Below are 13,545 nucleotides of genomic sequence, written 5' to 3'. Positions count from 1 at the left end.
TTACACCTCCCGCATTCCTAGACCGAGTACGATCGCCAAACCAGAGCGTTGTACCTGTGGATATTTATCAGTGTCAACTTCTAAGGACAAAGACCCTATTGGATCGATTTGGGTAGTTGGCAAGCTCAAGCGTTGGGTAAAGAATTCATCTAGCTGTTGGAGTCCACCTCCTGGCCCAGCTAATAAAATCTGCGCTACCTCCAAATTTTCACTTTGATTGAGGTAAAAATCGATGGAACGGCGCAGTTCATCTGTTAGTTCTCCCAATACTCTTAATATGGCTGCCATACCAGGATCAATTTCGGTAACACCGGTTTTTCCGCCATCTATAGGAGTTGGGGGAATAACCATTCCGTGTAACAGTTCCATATCTCGTGATGTGGGTAAGCTCATTGCCCTTGCTAAGGCAGTTTGCATTTGATAAGTCCCGATGGGGACTGTGCGCGAAAATTGCGGCACTCCGTTAACGATGATGGCAATTTCTGTACTGTCGAACTCTATATCAACTAGTACTGCTGCTTCTTGTGGCCCGAATTGCCGCAGTTGCTCGCGAATAGTCCGAATCAGGGCAAAACTGTTAATTTCTAAAACATCAATTTGCAATCCTGCCTGCTCGAAAGTGCTTATATAGGTATCCGTTATCTCCTTGCGGGTTGCAACTAAAAGTACATGTACTTTTTCAATGCCATCCTCGTCTATAAAGTAGTCAAGTTTCTGATAATCTACATCAGCTTCTTCACGAGGATAGGGTAAATACAAACCTGCTTCATGGTTTAGCACCATTTCTCGCAGTTCTTTGTCATCTAACTCCGTTGGCACTGGTATAATCCGAACGATGGAATCTCGCCCTGGTACACCAGTAGCAACACGAGAAGTTTTGATTTTGCTCTCAGCTAGCGCCTGCTGGATTAATTGCGCCATTGCTGCGGGGTCGGTTATTTGACCATCGGTAACTACACCTTCTGGAACTGCTACAGATGTAAAGGTTTCTAGTTTTAAGCCTTGACCCTGCTTGCGTAACTGAACTACATTTACCCGTTCGGGAGCAAGTTCAATGCCGACCCCTTTCTTCGATTTGCCAAACAGACTTTTGAAGGTTTTTACCACAGTTGTGCCCGCTGGACTGCTAAATTGAAAATTTAAATGATACTAAAAACGGACTTGGTGCTAAGTAATTTATTTAGCCTATAATCTCGACAATTCTGATCTAAGCTTTTGACACTGAGCAAGCGTAAAAATACTGGGAAAATGATTCAATTGCGAAAATTTAAACAACTTGTTGCTTTTACACTACTTGGCTTATTAACCAGTTGGATGGTAAGTTGCAGCACAGGTAATGTTAGTACAAATACAAAACAAGCTACTTCAGGAGTGTCAACTGTTGAGTTTTGGACTATGCAACTCCAACCTCAATTTACCGACTACTTCAAAAGCCTAATTACGAATTTTGAATCGCAAAATCCAGGTATAAAGATTAACTGGGTCGATGTACCTTGGGCGGCGATGGAGAACAAAATATTAACAGCTGTCTCAGCAAAAACGCCACCTGATGTAGTTAACCTCAATCCAGGTTTTGCTTCCCAACTTGCTGGACGAAATGCCTGGTTAGATTTAGATGCGAAAGTTCCAAACGATGTACGTTCCTCCTATCTACCGAATATATGGAAAGCAAGTACCCTTAATGGCAAGAGTTTTGGGATTCCCTGGTATCTCACCACACGGTTAACCATTTATAACACTGATTTATTAAAACAGGCAGGTATCAATAAAGTCCCTACAACCTACGCAGAATTGGCACAAGCAGCCCAACAAATTAAAGATAAGACAGGGAAATATGCCTTTTTTGTGACTTTCGTACCGCAAGATTCCGGTGAAGTGCTGGAATCTTTCGTGCAAATGGGAGTCACCCTAATAGATGCTGAGGGGAAAGCGGCGTTTAATTCAGCACAAGGTAAGGCAGCGTTTCAGTATTGGGTAGACTTGTATAAAAAAGGGTTGCTTCCCAAAGAGGCTTTAACCCAAGGACATCGCCACGCGATCGATTTATACCAATCTGGAGAGACTGTGTTTTTAGCTTCTGGCCCAGAGTTCCTGAAAACGATCGCAAATAATGCCCCGAAAATTGCTCAAGCTTCGGGAATAGCACCTCAACTGACTGGGGACACAGGTAAGAAAAATGTCGCAGTGATGAACATAGTTATTCCCCGCGATAGCAAACAACCAGACGGCGCTGTGAAGTTTGCTTTATTTGTCACCAATGACGAAAATCAGTTAGCTTTTGCTAAGGCTGCAAATGTCTTACCTTCTACAGTCAAGGCATTATCTGATAGTTACTTTAAAGATGTTCCAGCTAATGCTTCAACAGTTGAAAAAGCACGAGTTATTACTGCTGAACAATTGCAAAAAGCAGAAATATTAACTCCTACTTTGAAAGATTCCAAGAAACTGCAAAAAGCAGTTTATGAGAACTTACAAGCAGCAATGTTAGACCAAAAGACTGTAGATAAAGCTGTAGAAGATGCGGCGCAAGAGTGGAACAATAGATAAATTCGTAATTCGTAATTCGTAATTCGTAATTATGATTTACGAATTATATTGGTGGGTGATAAAAAATCGCCGACTAAATAAAGGGAACCACATAAAACGATTAAATCGTCTTTGGTGGCGGTTGAGGTTGCGGCTTCTAATGCTGTGAATAAATCTGGATGGATTTGGCGATCGCTTAATTGGGGACAAAGGCTGTAAGCTAGGCTTGATAAGTAGTCTAGATCAGCGGAAGTTCTACCGGGCCAAGGTTCTATTGGTATTGGTACTAAAAAAAGGCGATCGCCTGGCCGCAGCAGGGCGGTGAAAATATCAGCATGATCTTTATCGGCAAACATTCCCATAACCCAATTTACTGGCTCATGGTTCACTGCGTCTAAGCTATCAACATACTGGCGAAGAACTTGGGCGGCGGCGGTATTATGAGCGCCATCAAGTAATAATTTATGGCTTTTCCAGGTAGTCCATTGCATTCGCCCTGGCCATTTAGTTTTTGCCATGCCGTTAATTATGACTTCTTCAGAAATCTGCCAACCCTGTTGTTGGAGAATTTCTAAAGCAGTTAAAGCCAAAGCTGAATTAGTTAACTGAATTTGTCCCGCTAACGGTAATGGGTATTTAATTAATTTAGAATTTTGAATAGTTTGATATTCTGCCCATCCTGTAGCAATTTGATGGGCGGGTTGAGGCGTAAAAATCGGGCATTGTAATTCTAAAGCACGCGATCGCACAACTTCTTCCGCATCCGCTGGCAATCCTCCAACCACAACGGGACATCCAGGTTTGAGAATACCTGCTTTTTCTCTAGCAATGTCAGCGATGGTAGGGCCAAGTTGCTGCCAGTGTTCCCGACTGATGGAAGTGATGATTGTAACCAAGGGTTCCAAACAAACATTTGTAGCATCTAAGCGCCCTCCTAGTCCGACTTCTACCACAGCCACATCGACTTGCTGCTGGGCAAAATACAACCAAGCAACTGCCGTAATTACTTCAAACTGAGTTGCGGAATCATCACCAGCACGAATAGCAGCTTGGACTTTTTCTAAAAATTGGCTCAATTCCTCAGAAGAAATTGGCTGTTCATTCAGACAAATACGTTCCGTCCAATCGACTAAATGGGGGGAAGTGTAGCGTCCTGTACGATAACCAGCTTCAGTTAGTACGGAGGAAAGATAGGCACAGACTGAACCTTTGCCATTAGTGCCAGCAACATGAATTACCGGGACTTGGTGATGGGGATTGCCGAGATTTGCCAATAGATTAACAATGCGATTGAGTCCCAGATGGACACCAAAGCGTTGCAAGGGTTGTATTACAGAATCGATATCCAAGTCTTAAGGGGTGGGGAATAGGGAGTGGGGGGATGAGGAAGAAGCAGGGGGCAGGAGGCAGGGGAGCAGGGGAGCAGGGGAGCAAGGGGGAGAATAAAAAATCACCTCTTTCTCTTCTGCTCCAAGCTTTGTAACCCTCTGCCTCATGCCCAATGCCCCATGCCCCATGCCCAATCCCCGATTAATGAATTTAAGCTTCTCTATCCAAAAAGCCTTGAATTTGTCTTAAAGCCGCAGCGCCAATATTAAACACTGCCCAGCTAGCTGCGATCGCAACTGGTGCTAAAACGATCGCTATGCGGTAATCGATATCCATATCTAGAACCCCTCTCTTAAGTAGAAATTAAAGTTTTGTCAACTGCTCTCATTTTTATTTTTAGCTGAAGTGGGCAATTTTTCCAAATACAAATGTAAAGAATGTTTAAATTATGGGGCATTAGGCATTGGGCATGGGGCATTAATCAAAAATTTCTCCTTTGTCCCTCTATTCCCTATTCCCTATTCCCTATTCCCTATTCCCTATTCCCCAGTCCCCACTCCCCAGTCCCCAGTCCCCTAAGCCTTGCTAAAACCAATATCAGTACCCTTGCCAGCATGAACTAAAGCTAACTTTTGGTAACGTTTAGCGTGTTCAATAAGTTCTGCGGCTTCAATATCTGTTATTTGGCGTAACACTTTGCCAGGAATACCCACCACTAGGGACAGAGGCGGTACATTTTTTGTTACCACTGCGCCAGCACCAATAATACTACCAGTACCCACTCGTACCCCGTCTAAAACCACTGCGCCAATGCCAATCAAACTTCCACGCTCAATGTAAGCGGAATGTATCACAGCGCGATGCCCTACGGTCACATGATCTTCTAAAATTGTTGGAAAACCAGGATCGCCATGTAGAATTGCACCATCCTGAATATTTGTGCATTCGCCAATTTCAATCCGTTCTACATCTCCCCTAACCACTGCTCCATACCAAATGCTCACTCCTGGTGCTATATTTACCGAACCCATTACAACAGCATTGGCTGCGATGAAGGCAGCTTGAGAAAAATCGGGAGATGTCCAGTAAGAAGCGGTAGACACGATAGAATATTAATATGGTACCCAGGAACACTGGAGAAACTCCAACCTTTGAGGCTGGTTGCACAACCAGGATATCACAGCGTCAAGCCTCTACGGAGAGGAAAACACTAGTGAGAAATGCTTCTACTACTGCAACTCCGTGTCTGTGTAGCAGTGAGCAAGTAACCCAAAGTAGTGGAGCCGAAGTGTATAATCCAATCCACTAGTGCTGGTGAAGACAAAATTATGTTTGTACGCACTTCATGATGAATCCAGGCTTTCAGTACCCGATGTTTGGGCCGGAAATACAGTGTCCCCATTGTCGCCAGACTATTCCGGCACTGACTTTGACAGATACCTATTTGTGTCCGCGTCATGGCGCGTTTGAAGCTGATCCTAAAAATGGAGAGTTAATCCATTTGCAATCAGGGCGTCATTGGCGGAGGTGGAATAATGAATGGTATAGACAGCATACTCATCCTGATGGTATTCGCTTTGAAATTCACGAAGCATTAGACAAGCTGTATACCCAAGGCTATCGAGCAACAAGAGTTATTATTGCTCGACGCTATCAGGAATTAATGAGCGGCTATTTGGAACGCAGCACACCTTGGCGTTCTGGACAACCAGAAGCTACTGCTGCGCGTTTGTACGGTTTACCCGTGGAGTTTAGCCCCGATAACTCAGATGATCCCTGTTGGGAAGTGATTAATTTTGACTTGGAAAAAGAGCCTGGTGTCCCTGTACGCTACCCTTATTTCAGGTTGTTTGAGTAATGGTCATTTGTCATTAGTCATTTGTCATTCGTGAATCACAAAAGACAAATGACTAAGGACTAAGGACTAAGGACTAATATGCACCACGCCTCTATTCGGACTGCGAATATTTATCGAGCGATCGCTTTCTACGAACTTTTAGGGTTTACAATTTCGGAACGTTTTACTACCGGCTACACTCTGGCTTGCTGGATGGAAGGATTGGGCGGGAGAATTGAACTGATCCAAATTCCTGAGCCAAAACCAGCCCCAGATGCCTTTGCTGATGAGCATTATGTCGGGTATTATCATCTCTCGTTCGATTTAACTGAGATTACACCAGATTTACCTAGCTGGTTGACAAATTTACAAGAACGTGCAGTAACCGCTGCTGAGAGTCAACCTGGAGAATTAGAACCGTTGAAGGTACTTTTAGAACCGACACAACAACAAATAGGCGATCGCATTTACGAAGTAGCTTTCATCGCCGATACCGATGGTTTACCTCTGGAATTCATTCGAGTTTTAGCAAAACTCCCGTAATTTAGCTTTTTTATTACCTTTGTTGCTAATATGTTGTTTTTCTGTGTTGTTACTGAGGTAACAGATTTTTTTGCCAGATTAAATTATGGTCACTTTCCAAAATAATTATGTAACTTAAATTACAGATATATCTGCTAAATAGATGTATGGATTTTCCAGATTTTATAAATATCCTTTACCGTTATTACTTTTAAGCTTATGGCTAGTAGCGGTTTTTTTGCTGAGTGATCAACCTGCTCGTAGCCAACATACAGCCACATCTAACAAAGAAAAATACCAGTCAACCTTGATAGCAAAAAGAATAATGCCCTCAACACTGACAGAAAATGTCCGTAAGACAGTGCTGGAAAATGGTCTAACTGTCCTGACAAAAGAAGTGCATACTGCGCCAGTGGTGACGGTGCAGGTGTGGTACAAGGTTGGCTCACGGAATGAAGAACCGGGCGTGAATGGCATTGCCCACCAGTTGGAACACATGATGTTTAAAGGCACGAAAAATCGTCCGATTCAATTTGGACGTTTGTTTAGTGCTTTGGGTAGTGATTCCAATGCTTTTACCAGCTATGACCAAACTGCATATTACGGTACTGTGGAACGAAACAAGCTAAAAGCGCTCTTAGTGCTGGAAGCGGACAGAATGCAAAATTCCCAAATTGAGCCAGAACAACTGGTGAGTGAGAAACGGGTAGTAATTTCCGAGTTGCAAGGTTACGAAAATAGCCCAGAATATCGCCTCAACCGAGCCGTCATGCAAGCGGTGTTTCCCAATCATGCTTACGGGTTGCCTGTAGGTGGTACCAAAGCTGATGTCGAAAAATTTGAAGTTGAACAAGTACAAAAATATTACCGCAACTTTTACACTCCTGATAATGCCGTCTTAGTGATTGTTGGAGATTTTCAAACTGCAAACACCCTGGAAACAATTAAAGAGGTGTTTGGCAAATTACCGAGGAGGCAGGAGGCAGGGGACAGGGGGCAGGAGGCAGGAGTTATTTCTCCATCACTCAGCACTCAACACTCAGCACGGGCTAAACGCCCCGCTACCGCTAACAGCACTCCCATAATATTGCGAGAACCTGGAGCAGGAAGACTTTTACAAGTTGTGTATCCGCTACCGGATGCAAATCAACCAGATGTACCTGCGCTGGATGTGATGGATTACATCTTGACAGAGGGACGGAATTCTAGACTTTATCAGGCATTGGTGGAATCAGGTTTAGCTAGTGAAGTTACAGCATCCGTTACCAGTTTGCGAGAATCTGGCTGGTATGAGGTGTTGGTAACGGTTGGAGCTAAACAAGATTTGAAAAAAATTGACTCAGTGTTGAGTCGTGCGATCGCTAATGTAGCAGAAAAAGGTGTGACATCTGAGGAAGTAGAACGAGCCAAAACCCAGTTAACAGCAGATGTAATTTTGAGTAACCGTGATATCACCTCTCAAGCAATGCGATTGGGCACTGATGAGACAACTGTTGGCGATTATCACTACACAGACCGCTATTTAGCAGCTGTTCGTCTGGTGAAGGCAAAGGATGTTGTTGCTGTGATTAACAAATACCTAACACAAGAAGTACGGACAGTAGGCTTTTTTGAACCAACCCAAAAGTTAATAACAGAAGTTGGTGACAAACCAGACTCAGCCCAAACTACAGAAAATTTCTCTCCTGGCGCACCTGTGCTTCCTTCTGAGGTAGGGAAGTATTTACCGTCAGTGGATTTGGCTACAGATGCGTTGTTTGCCGTCAAAGATATCGCTCAAGTCTTGCCACAGGAATTTAAATTTACTAACGGACTGCGGATATTACTGTTACCAGATCATAGTACTCCCACCGTTACTCTGAGCGGGCACATTCAAGCCGGGACGGAATTCGATCCAGATGAGCAAGCTGGACTGGCTGCTTTTGTGGCAGAAAATTTACTAAGTGGCACTGATAGTAAAGATGTATTCACTATTGCCAAGATATTGGCAGAACGAGGGGCGAGTTTAGACTTTGAAGCCTACCGCGAAGGTGTGCGGATTGAGGGTGATAGTTTAGCCGAGGATTTGCCGATACTCCTGGAGATATTGGCTGATGTTGTTAAAAATAGTACCTTTCCAGCAAAAGAATTGGAATTGCATCGTCAACAAACTTTAACTGATCTGCAACAGGAATTAGATGAGCCATCAGAAGTAGCTAGAAGAATATTTGTTCAGTCAATTTATCCGAAAAAACATCCCTTACACACCTTTCCCACAGAGGAGAGTTTACAGCAGATTCAGCGCCAGGATGTGATTGATTTCAAAGCTAAACATTATCGTCCAGACACGACAGTGCTAGCGCTGGTGGGAGATTTTGATCTAGACAAAGTGCGATCGCTCATTAAAAATGAGTTTGGTAACTGGGAAGTTCGTGGCCAAGCAGCAACATTAAAATATCCCCCAGTGGCAATGCCGGAGAAAATAGTGAGTGTCAACCCGGTTTTACCAGATAAAGCCCAAGCCGTTACATATATGGGTTACACGGGTATTAACCGTTATGATCCTCGGTTTCACTCAGCCTTAGTATTGAACCAAATTTTGGGAGGCGATACCTTATCTAGTAGACTGGGTGCAGAAGTGCGCGATCGCCAAGGTTTGAGCTATGGAATTTATAGCTCCTTCCAAGCTGGGAAGAATTCAGGGACATTTTTGATAGAAATGCAAACTAGTCCTGAAGATAGCAGTAAAGCGATCGCTAGTACTCGCCAAATACTACAGCAAATCCATCAACAAGGTGTCACCGCACTGGAAGTAGAAACAGCTAAACGCACCCTCATCAGCAACTACAACGTTTCCCTGGCAAACCCTGAAGAATTAACAGATAGAATTCTGATCAATGAAGTTTATGGACTAGATAAACTAGAATTGCACTCCTTCACTGATAAAATCCAGAAAGTTACCCTTGAGCAAGTTAATCAAGCGGCTCGTGAGTTACTCCACCCAGATCAAATCGTGGTCGTTACTGCTGGGCCATCTGTATTGGCAGAAAAAAGCATTAGGTAGTACTTTGTCAAGTTATTGAGGGTTTGTAGTAAGCACTTTAGTGCTTAAAAAATAAGGACTAAAGTCCTTACTACGAACTTTCTTACCCATCAATTTAAAGTTGACACACTAGTAGAGATGGACATTAGGCATGGATAATATAAAGAATGGGTAAAGTGTTTTCCCGCCACCTATTAATAGCATTGCCTTTTGAGAACTACTGATGATAACTTACAGCCCTTTATACCAAATTATAGTTACATCTTTTAATTTCACAACTACTGCTTGGCTACAAATATTACGGCGGAGCTACGTAATATTAACGTTGTTCCTAGCACTAAATTTCATCGCTGTTACTCCAGCAATGGCAGCGAATTTGTCTAGCGATTTGCTCAAGCAACCAGCTACAGAAATTACAATTAGCTTGGGTAATTCGGCTAACGAACTCAAGTTTGAGCCAAATCATTTGGAATTCGAGGCTGGTAAACGCTATCAACTACAACTTACCAATCCCAGCCAACTGAAGCACTATTTTACTGCTAAAGATTTTGCCGATGGCATCTGGACACAAAAAGTCCAAGCAGGCAAAGTAGAAATCAAAGGAGCCATTCACGAACTAGAACTTAAGCCTGGTGCTGAGGCCGAGTGGGTATTTGTGCCTCTGAAATCTGGTACTTATGGCTTGCGTTGTTCAATACCGGGACATACGGAAGCAGGTATGACTGGAGAGATTGCCATCAAGAATTAGAAACTTTTCGACTAAGTATTTGCTAGCCGTCTAATGTTTCAATTAAAGATAATTGATCTAGATACCATAGCGTGTATACAAAAATAAGTTATAGCAGTTTTGATTCAAGTCCAACACATTAGGGGTATGTGAATGTGTTATTCTATATACGTTAGCGGCTAAACTGGAAGAATACCAATCAGAGATTAAGATAACTAAAATTATAGATATTATTTCTCAAGTAATCTAGAGAAAGCATTCATACTTCAGCGGCAGAGCCACCAGTAATTATTAATTTCCTATGAACATTTTCAGTAACTTACTTTCTCAAGCTACTCAGCCTGCACCTGCGAAAAAACAACGCCGAGGAATTGAAATTAAATCGCCACGTGAAATTGAAATCATGCGGCAATCAGCGACAATTGTTGCAACTGTTTTAAAAGAAATTTCCGAGCTAGTAAAGCCGGGAATGACTACGGCTGATTTAGATATTTATGCAGAAAAACGTATCCGCGAAATGGGTGCAACACCGAGTTTCAAAGGATATCACGGTTTCCCAGGTTCTATTTGCTCCAGCATTAACAATGAAGCTGTACATGGCATTCCCAGTCCAAAGAAAGTTATTCGTGCAGGGGATGTATTAAAAGTAGATACAGGTGCTTATTACCAAGGCTTTCATGGTGATTCTTGCATTTCAATTGCTGTCGGTGAAGTGACACAAGAAGCTGCTAAATTAATTCGCGTAGCAGAAGAAGCTTTATATAAGGGGATTGAACAAGTAAAGGCTGGTGTATACCTACTTGACTTGGCTGGAGCAATTGAAGACCATGTGAAAGCTAACGGCTTTACTATAGTCGAAGAGTTCACTGGACACGGTGTCGGTCGTAACCTGCACGAAGAACCTTCAGTATTTAACTACCGTACCCGCGAGATGCCAAATGTTAAACTCCGTGCGGGGATGACACTAGCAATTGAGCCAATTTTAAATGCGGGTTCTAGACACACGCGAACATTGTCTGACCGTTGGACAGCAGTCACTATGGATAATTCTTTGTCGGCTCAGTTTGAGCATACAGTATTAGTGACAGAGACAGGTTATGAGATTTTGACTGACCGTTCTAAGTTGTAATTGTTAGTTGCAATTATCTGTTGTTGAGAGAGGTAAAGCGTCAAAAGAGGGCGATTTGCCTCTTTATTTTTTTACACATAGTCAATATATAGTTGCTTTGCCTTCCCGCAGGGTAGGTTCGCAGAGGAATGCAAATTAGGTAAAATTATGCTCGACTATAATTTTTATCACGGATAAGGTAGGTAAAACTCATATTTGCTCAAAAATGGTAAGTTTTCTGGAATCTCTACCTCAAATTTCTTTTACTGTATTTTATCTGTGGCTTTCTACTCTTGATTTGTTACCAATAGCAAGCGCTGCAACCCCCAAAAATGATAACAAACAAGTGACTTGTCAAGCCAAGAAATTAGGATATGAAGAAGCACTTTTTTTATACCTAAGAAAACCGCAAGGAGAATTTGAAGATGGAGGTGCAATTAATATATATGAAGACGCAAAGTTACAAGTACTAGCTAAAGGTTTTGAAAACTGGATTTACGTTAGTGTTATCGATGCAGATAATCCTAAAGAAAAAGGCTTAGAAGGTTGGATGCGTAGTAGCAACCTAAAATGTACTAGCAATTTAGCTCAAGTTAAGCCTGCACTCTGCGAAGTAACTGGGTTACAATCGGGGCAATTAGCTTTACGTACCACACCTGGCGGAAAGTCAACAGCAGGTTTAGAGAATGGGAACAATATCACATTACTCAAGCCTGATATTGTATCACTTCAAGGTCGCCCAACACCTTGGGTTAACGTGCGTGTTACTAATAGCTCAAATAATAGAATAGTAGGAAGGGAGGGGTGGATTAATTCTCAATATATAGATTGCTATAGCAACCAAAGCAATGATGCAATAAATTATCCATAAAATATTTGAGGATATACCTCATTTTATCGATAACCGCTATGTAGCAATTTGTGCAGGAGTTACGAGCAAAAAGAACCCTGACTTCTTAAAAGAAGTCGGGGTTTTGAGCCTCTCAATGTTTGCAAAACAGATTAATTCCTATATTTGACTAGTACCTGCATAATTATTTTTATAAATAGGAAGTAACTCTTTAGCTTGTATATAGACAAAGGTACTCTTTGGAATAGCTTCTAATAAATGAATTGCTTGTTGCCATTTACCTTGTACTTGCTGCCGAACTAGTAGCGAATGAGGTGGATTGTGAAGAATCAAATTAGCTTCTATTGCTAGTTTTTTTGCTAATTCTAACTTTGCTACAGCGTTCTTTTCAATTAATACTCTTTTACTGATAGATTTGTAGTTAATTTGATAATAAGCCAATTTCTTCTTAGCTTGGTCATAAATTGATGTTTCATCAGGAATACTATCTAATAAGATTATTGCCTGATGCCATTTAGTTTCTGCTTCTTGCCAAACTTTTAAAGGATGCGGTGGATTTTGAACTAAAGAAGCAGCTGCCATTCCGAGTTTTTGAGCAGATTTAAACTTAGCACTTGCACTTCCTTGTTGAGTTAAACTTAGAATAATCTTTTGTAATTGTGGACTTTGCTCTTTAATTTTCCAACCACCAAAACCCAAGATTAATAAACTTGAGGCTATAATCAAAGCCGAACGGACTATTTTTGGTGTCCAAAACTTTGGTACTATTTCTACTTTCTGACTAATGATTGCTTCTTTATTACTTTCCTGTTCAATCTTTTTCAGGGCTTCTTCTGCCTGTTCACTTAAAACGTTACTCTGAATAATTAAAGCAGCAATCTGTTCTTGGAAAAAATCACAATCATTGAGAATATCTGTTAATTCTTGAAATTTCCCCTCACTCGATATAATTAATTCGTGGTCATCATCTAACCACTCCAAAGCGAAGCCAGATTTACCATAAAAAGCAGACACTCCTAATAAAATATTTAATAAGCTACGACTGCTTTTAATAGTATGAAAAATATAATTTAATTGTTGCTGTAACTGTAATAATTCTTTTTTTGTGTTGCTAATATTTTGAATTTGACGTTGTATAATATTAGGTTTTCCAAAGTCTGAATTAATCTTTAAGCTGTCATCAAGTGCTTTAAATTCAGTAGCTATGCTTGGATGACTAATATCAGAATTTAGTTGATTGACTAGTTGCATATCACTAAGAATATCAGCGGCTATTGCTTGCAAAAAATAACCCCATTCAATCCAACTATCAATTTTGGATTGTAAATCAGCTAATGAAATTTTAGTTTCTGAGTTCCCGAATTTTTCAGCTATGGCTGGATCTACTAATCCTAGGTTAGGGATAAACAAAGTAGCGACTGTACTGATTCGAGGAAGTGTAGCGATCGCAGAATTTTTGCTGTGATCAAATCTCAATTCCTGAGCAATTAATTTTTTAAGATTCCGTAGTTGTTCCTGAGCATTATTGATCAGGATAATTTGTTCCATGATTTCGTTAGAATCGCCAATAGTCAGTTTTAGACTCTGAATCAGTGTTGGCAATTCACTAACAAGTATTTCTAGG

General features: G+C 41.5%; 13 protein-coding genes. 8 read left to right on the top strand and 5 right to left on the bottom strand.

Features of this window, described 5'->3' with window-relative positions; translation table 11 throughout:
- On the bottom strand, positions 1-1,107 hold the full coding sequence (gene pilM / locus ACWATR_RS22575) for a type IV pilus assembly protein PilM (RefSeq protein WP_069072072.1): 1,107 nt from the start codon (positions 1,105-1,107) through the stop codon (positions 1-3).
- Between the two features lie 141 nt (positions 1,108-1,248).
- On the opposite strand from pilM, the gene ACWATR_RS22570 reads away from it, so the two are divergent.
- The gene (locus tag ACWATR_RS22570; protein ID WP_460337278.1) at positions 1,249-2,547 is read left to right on the top strand and encodes an ABC transporter substrate-binding protein; all 1,299 of its coding nucleotides are present in this window, start codon (positions 1,249-1,251) and stop codon (positions 2,545-2,547) included.
- Positions 2,548-2,576: 29 nt separating this feature from the next.
- Here the strand turns inward: ACWATR_RS22570 and ACWATR_RS22565 are convergent, their stop codons facing one another.
- The 3 genes from ACWATR_RS22565 to ACWATR_RS22555 form a co-directional block, all read right to left on the bottom strand.
- Entirely contained in the window at positions 2,577-3,875 is a 1,299-nt protein-coding gene (locus ACWATR_RS22565; protein ID WP_460337275.1) for a bifunctional folylpolyglutamate synthase/dihydrofolate synthase, read from the bottom strand.
- Positions 3,876-4,065: 190 nt separating this feature from the next.
- Entirely contained in the window at positions 4,066-4,191 is a 126-nt protein-coding gene (locus ACWATR_RS22560) for a photosystem II protein Y (protein WP_069072075.1), read from the bottom strand.
- 239 nt (positions 4,192-4,430) lie between these two features.
- The gene (locus tag ACWATR_RS22555) at positions 4,431-4,958 is read right to left on the bottom strand and encodes a gamma carbonic anhydrase family protein (RefSeq protein ID WP_460337270.1); all 528 of its coding nucleotides are present in this window, start codon (positions 4,956-4,958) and stop codon (positions 4,431-4,433) included.
- Positions 4,959-4,972: 14 nt separating this feature from the next.
- Between ACWATR_RS22555 and ACWATR_RS22550 the strand changes: the two genes are divergently transcribed.
- The 7 genes from ACWATR_RS22550 (at position 4,973) to ACWATR_RS22520 (ending at position 11,942) form a co-directional block, all read left to right on the top strand.
- Positions 4,973-5,164 (top strand): hypothetical protein, encoded by a 192-nt coding sequence (locus ACWATR_RS22550; protein ID WP_460337267.1) that lies wholly within the window; start codon positions 4,973-4,975, stop codon positions 5,162-5,164.
- 39 nt (positions 5,165-5,203) lie between these two features.
- Complete coding sequence (locus ACWATR_RS22545; RefSeq protein WP_435023242.1) at positions 5,204-5,713, top strand: TIGR02652 family protein; 510 nt, start codon at positions 5,204-5,206, stop codon at positions 5,711-5,713.
- A 78-nt stretch (positions 5,714-5,791) separates the two neighbouring features.
- Positions 5,792-6,235, top strand: a complete 444-nt coding sequence (locus ACWATR_RS22540) for a VOC family protein (protein WP_460337263.1) — start codon at positions 5,792-5,794, stop codon at positions 6,233-6,235.
- A 142-nt stretch (positions 6,236-6,377) separates the two neighbouring features.
- Positions 6,378-9,257, top strand: a complete 2,880-nt coding sequence (locus ACWATR_RS22535; RefSeq protein ID WP_460337260.1) for a M16 family metallopeptidase — start codon at positions 6,378-6,380, stop codon at positions 9,255-9,257.
- Positions 9,258-9,459: 202 nt separating this feature from the next.
- Positions 9,460-9,984, top strand: coding sequence for a cupredoxin domain-containing protein (locus ACWATR_RS22530; RefSeq protein WP_460337257.1), 525 nt, complete (start codon positions 9,460-9,462; stop codon positions 9,982-9,984).
- A gap of 280 nt (positions 9,985-10,264) precedes the next feature.
- Positions 10,265-11,092: a type I methionyl aminopeptidase gene (gene map / locus ACWATR_RS22525; RefSeq protein WP_460337254.1), complete on the top strand. Its 828-nt coding sequence runs from the start codon at positions 10,265-10,267 to the stop codon at positions 11,090-11,092.
- A gap of 205 nt (positions 11,093-11,297) precedes the next feature.
- A complete protein-coding gene (locus ACWATR_RS22520) occupies positions 11,298-11,942 on the top strand; it encodes a hypothetical protein (protein ID WP_460337251.1) in 645 nt (214 codons plus the stop codon).
- Between the two features lie 138 nt (positions 11,943-12,080).
- On the opposite strand, the gene ACWATR_RS22515 is transcribed toward ACWATR_RS22520, so the two are convergent.
- Complete coding sequence (locus ACWATR_RS22515; protein ID WP_460337248.1) at positions 12,081-13,469, bottom strand: hypothetical protein; 1,389 nt, start codon at positions 13,467-13,469, stop codon at positions 12,081-12,083.
- Positions 13,470-13,545: the final 76 nt, after the last annotated feature.

Source organism: Nostoc sp. UIC 10890 (assembly GCF_054786515.1).
Note: the sequence above shows the minus strand (reverse complement) of the source record. Positions and strands in the feature narration are given on the sequence as shown.

Coding starts and splice junctions, on each gene's coding strand:
- ACWATR_RS22560 (WP_069072075.1), bottom strand. CDS start 4,191: ATGGATATCGATTACCGCATAGCGATCGTTTTAGCACCAGTTGCGATC.
- map (WP_460337254.1), top strand. CDS start 10,265: ATGAACATTTTCAGTAACTTACTTTCTCAAGCTACTCAGCCTGCACCT.
- ACWATR_RS22540 (WP_460337263.1), top strand. CDS start 5,792: ATGCACCACGCCTCTATTCGGACTGCGAATATTTATCGAGCGATCGCT.
- ACWATR_RS22515 (WP_460337248.1), bottom strand. CDS start 13,469: ATGGAACAAATTATCCTGATCAATAATGCTCAGGAACAACTACGGAAT.
- ACWATR_RS22530 (WP_460337257.1), top strand. CDS start 9,460: ATGATAACTTACAGCCCTTTATACCAAATTATAGTTACATCTTTTAAT.
- ACWATR_RS22535 (WP_460337260.1), top strand. CDS start 6,378: ATGTATGGATTTTCCAGATTTTATAAATATCCTTTACCGTTATTACTT.
- ACWATR_RS22520 (WP_460337251.1), top strand. CDS start 11,298: ATGGTAAGTTTTCTGGAATCTCTACCTCAAATTTCTTTTACTGTATTT.
- ACWATR_RS22570 (WP_460337278.1), top strand. CDS start 1,249: ATGATTCAATTGCGAAAATTTAAACAACTTGTTGCTTTTACACTACTT.
- ACWATR_RS22545 (WP_435023242.1), top strand. CDS start 5,204: ATGAATCCAGGCTTTCAGTACCCGATGTTTGGGCCGGAAATACAGTGT.
- ACWATR_RS22550 (WP_460337267.1), top strand. CDS start 4,973: ATGGTACCCAGGAACACTGGAGAAACTCCAACCTTTGAGGCTGGTTGC.